Annotated in this window: 5 protein-coding genes; 1 reads left to right on the forward strand and 4 read right to left on the reverse strand. The window is 37.8% G+C overall.

What is annotated here, in order from left to right; all coding sequences use genetic code 11:
* From B2X72_RS23520 to B2X72_RS23535, 4 genes are all read right to left on the reverse strand, one after another.
* A partial coding sequence (locus B2X72_RS23520; RefSeq protein WP_286851729.1) for a RagB/SusD family nutrient uptake outer membrane protein occupies window positions 1-1057 on the reverse strand: 1057 nt, incomplete at its 3' end.
* A gap of 11 nt (window positions 1058-1068) precedes the next feature.
* Window positions 1069-4152, reverse strand: a complete 3084-nt coding sequence (locus B2X72_RS23525; protein WP_286851730.1) for a SusC/RagA family TonB-linked outer membrane protein — start codon at window positions 4150-4152, stop codon at window positions 1069-1071.
* A 56-nt stretch (window positions 4153-4208) separates the two neighbouring features.
* Window positions 4209-4823: a TlpA family protein disulfide reductase gene (locus tag B2X72_RS23530; RefSeq protein ID WP_286851731.1), complete on the reverse strand. Its 615-nt coding sequence runs from the start codon at window positions 4821-4823 to the stop codon at window positions 4209-4211.
* A 1-nt stretch (window position 4824) separates the two neighbouring features.
* The gene (locus B2X72_RS23535) at window positions 4825-5202 is read right to left on the reverse strand and encodes a hypothetical protein (protein WP_286851733.1); all 378 of its coding nucleotides are present in this window, start codon (window positions 5200-5202) and stop codon (window positions 4825-4827) included.
* Between the two features lie 877 nt (window positions 5203-6079).
* Here B2X72_RS23535 and B2X72_RS23540 point away from each other — a divergent pair.
* Window positions 6080-6565, forward strand: coding sequence for a hypothetical protein (locus tag B2X72_RS23540; RefSeq protein WP_286851734.1), 486 nt, complete (start codon window positions 6080-6082; stop codon window positions 6563-6565).
* Window positions 6566-6845: the final 280 nt, after the last annotated feature.

Below are 6845 nucleotides of genomic sequence, written 5' to 3' on the forward strand. Positions count from 1 at the left end.
AACATTCTGATTTTATCAGAAAAATCTCATCCACAGCCAGACCGCAGAAGAAACTCGAGTTATAGAATCCTGCATAATTTCCTTTAAAACCGATAGTACCATCCGTTTTTTTATTAAAGAATATAGTCTTTCTTAAATCTCCATCATCATACAATCCGAAAAGGGTTGAATCAACATTTGCCCTTTTAGCATTTAAAATAGTTAGATCTGTATTATAGGCCAGAAAGATCGTTTCGGGATTCATAATTTCAAAGGGTGTAGTACTATTTGGATTCCTTGATTTATAATCCATAAGCTCGTTATGGACCGCTAGGGTTTTTTCCGCATATTCCAATGCTTTATCGTAGTTTTGCATCAAGAGATTTACTCGTGCCAACATCGCGAGTGCAGCGGTACGTGACGGCCTAGTTGAAAAGTCAACGCGCACAGGGAGCAGATTCAGCGCTTCTTCAAGATCGTTCAATATCTGTCGATAAGTTTCATCCAAGGTTGACCGTATCGACTTTTCTTCAAAATTGGGCGTTAATCTCAAAGGCATACCCAAGCTAATATTGTTATGCTCGGGATTATCTTTTCTGAAGTCAGAACAATATACCTGGGCCATCTGATAATAAGTGTATGCCCGAAAGAATAATGCAGAACCTTTAATATAATTATAATTGGCATCTTCTATTTTTTCCATCTTCCTTAATCTATCCAACACGGTATTTGCATAAAAAATTGCTAGAAATGGATTTTTCCAGTATACATTGTTATTTGCCGGCAGAAATTGCGGTTCATCATCCCAAATATATAAGCTCTTTTCAAATTCAGTAAGTCCATTAAATACAGCCGTCGTCACATAGAAATCATCCGTATTCATTTCTAATAAGCCGGGTGCAAGATTTGTGTTTATGGTATAATTATTATCGAGCAATGCCTGTAGATCTTTCAATGAATTTGGGGTTACGAAAGAGCTTTCACTCTTTTCGTCCAGAAATTTATTGCAAGACATTAGCGTAAACAGGCACATGCAATATAATAGACGAGCTGATATCATATTTCTTAACAGTTTCATAATGTGAAGTTTTAAAAATTGACGTTTATACCAAAGGAATAGATTCGGCTTGGGGGGGTACTAAAATAATCGGGATCTAAGCCTTTCTTATTTGCTTTCCATAAAATGCCGACATTATTTACTGAAGCATTGACCTGTATGGGAATTTTTGCAAATGAATAACTTAATCTCAGATCCTGTAATCTGATGACATCACCTTTTAAGACATTGGGCTCAGCATATTTATAAAAGTTATCTCTGCTGGTATTTGCGGGATATATCATTGAAGGGATGTTAGTCCATTTCTCATCGCCGGGATTTTGCCACCTTTGATAGAAATCTCCATGTCCTGCTGTACCATTGAACATTCCCGCGTATCCCACAGTCCGTTTTCTAAAATAATGACCAAACTTATAATTTATAGAAAATGTGAACTGCAGTTTCTTCCACCCGAGCATTCCTCTTAAGAAGCCATAATGGCTTGGTAAAGCTGAGCCATAATAATGCAGATTTTGCAAAGAATCATTCAGCAACTTTTGATAATCTTTGGAGACCTCACCTTTATAGCTACCTTGAGGATCTCCATTCTGTGGATCTAAACCCTCAAAACGATAGGCAAATACAGGATACAATTCCTTATCCAGAATTGGATTTAAGATCTGCGGGCCGCTTTCTGCATAATTCATCGTCGTATTTATAGCACCATTATAATCTTTCACGACACTTTTTGAGTAAGAAAATCCGAACGTAGTATTCCATTTCAGCGAACTATTAGGGTTTGAAGCAATACTTAATTTAGCATCCCATCCTCTGCCATTGATTACACCGATATTACGGTAGGCATTTCCAAAACCTGTAGTCGGATCAATCTGATCAGGCGCAATCAGATCAACAGATCTTTTGCTATACCATTCAACCGATCCAGAGATTCTATTTTTTAGCATTGAAAATTCTAGAGCACTGTTAAAAGTCTGCACTTCTTCCCATTTTAAGTATGGGTTGGGCGGTGTATTGATCAGACCATATTGATAATTTGTGTACTGCGCAGTGGCCGCATTGTATATCATAATCGGATCACGATTGGCACCGCCGCCAATATTTCCGCTTGTACCATATGTCGCGCGTATTTTGAGGCTGCTTATCCAGGATATATCCTTCAAAAAATTTTCTTCAGCCAATGCCCATGCTACCCCTGTAGACCAAAGGGGGTTCCATTTTTCATTTGTTATAGCACCAAATACATTGCTTCCATCCTTTCGCATTGAGCCACTAATAGTGTACTTGCCTTTAAAGGTATAGGCCGCATTTGCGAATAAGGATAAAAACCGTTGTACATTTTGGGAATTACTTCCATAAAACGGTATATAATTATTTCCGTAAAGATTATCGAAAGTTGGATACGGATTGACATAGTCCACTTTCTGTACCGTCAGCACATCGGCATCAACACCATAGTTTCGGTATGAATTACCATCGACCTTGCGGTGGCTCAGCTCTGTACCTATGAGTATATTAAGTTCATGACTATTTGCCCAATTTTTTGCAAAGTCTAACTGCGCACGGATACGATGGCTCATCAGCGTACTGAACGATCTATCCTGTATTGCTCCTTTTGGCAATATGTATTTCAATTTTCCATCATTCGTTTGCTGCGTAAACTGATTAATGAGATTTCTTGAGAAAAAACTTGATTCTTCATATAAGGAAGTATTTCTTGATTTTTGCGTTTCAGCCCCATAGATCAACTGTCCGGTAATTCCTTTAAATATTGAATATCTCGCGATCATATTTGCAGCAAAATGGTCCATTTTATTTTTTGTCAACGATTTATTTAAATCCTCCATAGGGTTGAGAGTCCAGTCTAGCCCATTTTTAGCACCTAGCTCGCTTACGTAATTCTGGTTGAGCAGATAGGGCACGGTTATCGAGTTTCCGACATCATCAAAAAGCCTTGTATAGGGATAATAGAAAAAGTTATCGGTCCCTGCCGGTGCTCTATCAATGGTTGATGTATAGGAGAAGTTTGCCTGTAACTGTAAATTATCGGTAACATCAAACAAGTTAGTCTGTCTTATGGATATTCTATCTGATAGACTTTTTATGTGCTGACTTAAGTTTCTGTCCCAACCTATCGAAACGCTGTGATCGGATCGGGTGTTGCCGCTATTTATTCTTATATAATCTTGTTGAAGTGCGGCTACTCTATAAAATTTTTCTTTGTCTTTTCTATAGTCATAAGATCGCCAGGATCGAATTTTACGGTCAGCCTCATCCTGCTGTATCTCCCCCAATCTCAATTTTTGTAACAGATCTACCACTGGCGACAGGACTATTTTACGTAATGCCAATGGGTTGGAGAATTGATTGTCAAAATGTCCTTTATCAAAAAGCATCATTTCGAGATCTATAAAGTCAGTTGAATTCACAATAGGTTCATAATATAAATCATCGGGAGGCTGAAAAGTCCAATTCGAAGAAAAGTCTATCTTAAATTTATTTGTGGCTTTTTTCGTTGTGATCACGATTACACCGTTTCCTGCTCTTGCTCCCCATATTGAAGTTGCCGCAGCATCCTTTAGTAGGGTTACGTCTTCGACATCATTTGGGTTGATCTGATCCAATGTCCCTTCGAAGGGGAAATTATCCAGTACAATAAGCGGCTTCACATTTCCTCCCGAAAAAGAATTGAGGCCGCGGATGTTCAGTTGAGCGCTCTTTGTCCTATTATCAAACTGGAGTCCTGTTGCCAGACCATCCAATTGCCCTATGATTGTGGAAGAAATCCTTCTTTTTAACAGATCATTGCCCAAGTTTTCAAAAGATCCTGTCGCTCTTTCCTTGGGCAGCTTCTGAAAGCCATTACTATAGACCACAGCTTCCTGCAACTGGGTATTGCTTTGTTTAAGGACAATTTCAATCCCTATTGCATTATTTAAGTAAATTGAATCTGTAAGATAGCCTATTTTGCTGCAATATATCCATAGTGGCAATTGAGTTACAACGATATTAAAATTGCCCTGGCTATCACTTGCCCCCAACATTTTCTTCTGACTGTCCCTAAGAGTGACCTTCGTCACAGGATCGCCAGTTTCATCATATACTTTTCCTTTTATCATTTGTTGCCCATACAAATGACTAGTGAAAGAGATTATTACCAATAATAACAGTATTTTCATTCTTGCGCTCCTTTCATTCTAGCGAGCAGCACTTTAACTTGATTATCATTGAGAAAATCAGATGTGGATAGCGCGCCCAGTTTACCGAAATGATCGAGCCAAATATAGATTGGCACTGCTTTATGGGGAAATATCTGCTTAAGGAAAGTATCTAAAACGACTGAGGGAGTTTGCGTTCTGTATTTCTCAGTTTTTTTACCACGAAACACTGTTGCGATCTTTGTGGTATCTTTATCAAAGCTATTGACAAGTAAAAAATTAATTTTATCACCATGGAGACGTTTCAATTGATCCAGTTTAGGAAAATTCGCTACGCAAGAGGTACACCATGTGGCCCAAAAATCCAAGATCAAAGGTTTACCACGATATTCTGCTAAAGTACGCATGACATATTTATTGTTCTCAAAGATCATAAACTCATGGGACCAGAATTCTTCAGGTACTCTAAACCCAATCATCAAAGGTTGAGCAGTGCTGAGCCCTTTGGCCCCGCTGTCCTGGCGGGGCGTCTGGGCAGATAAACTAAACATAGAAACCAAACACAGCAGCATCACTCGTGCTCGTTTGCTCTTAAAGGCTTTGTACAGATTGTATATTGTTGATTTCATCATCTTAAAGATTTGGCTGGTTAATAGATTGAAAAAAATCGTTATTTTTTTTAGTTAGCTGGATTTCCTTCCTATTCGCTTCCAGTGTAGACAGTTTTATTGCGCTTGTATCTAAATGGCGGCTATGTGTCAGGAAATACGCTATTAGCGCACGCAGGATATCAGACAAAAACAGCGTTTGCTGTAGAGCTTCTAATTTGCTTTCGGTAGCTTCGCCAAGGGTTCTGCATCTGAGGTCCAACGCATAGAGGTTTTCGCGTATCGTGACTAGCGGATAATTATCCCAAAAGCGTTCGATAAATTTCAATGGATCGTAACTGTCTTCATGGATCTCGTAGAATGGCCTGTCGAGATGCAGGAGATCTTCATAAATGGTTTTCATTTGTTTAGTTTTTTGAGTGTGACCATAGCACATAGCTCTCCCTGTCCGACCGAAATCAGAATTTTGCGGGAACCAGAATGGACTCAGGTCACAGCAGTTAAAAATTAAAAAATAGGTTATCGGGCGCGGTGCAGGACAGTTACACGTAATTTGATAGAGACGATACCGCGTCCGTTGGTAAAATAAAAAACCGACCTTTTGTACAGAATATCTATAACGGTATTTTTCTAAAACTTTGCATCTGACTTGCGAATTCCGTACTTTTAAAGTGCGAGTAAAAAAGAATGGAGAATAATGCGATTGTCGGGCATTGATCTTGAAAAATGAGGTCGGCAAAATCAACAACATTGTGCCAATAAAGAGGGCGTTTTAGGCCTTTCTTAATGCGCACTTTAATACTGTACGTATTGTGTGTTGTTGGTTTTAAGCTCTTTGATACTATTCAGGTGGACAGTATTTATTCTTGATGAGTAGTGATACTGCAAGTTGACTCAGCTGATCCTTGATCTGCCGTCGTTTCGGTGTTGTTAATGACTCTTTTTGTTTCATAATTTAAAAGTTGGGTTATCAACTAGAGTCTAGAGGGGAAGTAAGAGGCACACGTCTTCAAATATAAAAGAGGCAAGCCCCACTATCTTCCACTGAATACGAGGTACGACGAATACCCATGACGCAGTTTCCAATAGGGGAGCTTGCCCCTTACTTTTGCGAAAATACAAAAAGCACAGGGGGTTCGCAAACCCTACGTCTCGCGTCATTGAAATTTCGTCGTTTCCGTAATCGAGACTAAATCAGATCAACTGATAATAAGACAAATATACAAATAAAAAACAAATTTAGTCTCTATTAAGACTTTTTATTTAAAAAATAGATAAAAATGATTGACAACCAACGAAATAGGCTTGAATATTTTACTAACCATATTTCATCTCTACTTAAGAAAAAGATCAAGGATAAATTGGAATTAAAAAAAATGTCCAATCAAATATCTAATTTTCTCAATGAAAGCTCTCCCAAACTGGACGGAAGAATCTTTTATAAAGTTTTAATTTTTCTGGGAGAGGATATTGATTCCTTTTGTATTGATTATTTTAATAAACATGAAGGCTATATATTAGCAAGTCTAAAAAAGAATGGGAACTTATTTCATGATCTAATTTATCCTTATTTAAATAGCCAAAATCAAATTAGCGATAGTTCGAAAATTATTGCGAAGAGATTTAATAGACTTTTTTCTGGAGAACTTAATGAGCTCTATGCAGATGAAATATATGGTCTATCTAAAGCTTTAGCATGTAAACCAAGTGAACTTTTCGATTACTTTTACGGTGATGGCGAGCGACCAATAATTGGGTTAACCTAAAGTAGCATCCAAAACGGCAAAAATAAAGATCAAAAATCTTTTATAATTTTTTCAATTTCAAAAAATTATTTCTATATTAGATCAGCCGGTTGAAATATACCAACATCTAGCGAAGCGCCTTAATTTATTAGGGCGCTTTATTACTAAAAGAGTCAACCCCATCTACATAAAAATAGATTTTTTTCGTAATATATTTAGTTTATAGAAGGTACTCCTCTCGCATCACTTGATGTGTGGGGAGTTTTTTTTGTTAGAGCAATATGCTGCTCCCCTAAAACTA

Origin of the sequence: Sphingobacterium sp. UBA7253 (assembly GCF_002472745.1) — a bacterium.
GTDB lineage: Bacteria > Bacteroidota > Bacteroidia > Sphingobacteriales > Sphingobacteriaceae > Sphingobacterium > Sphingobacterium siyangense.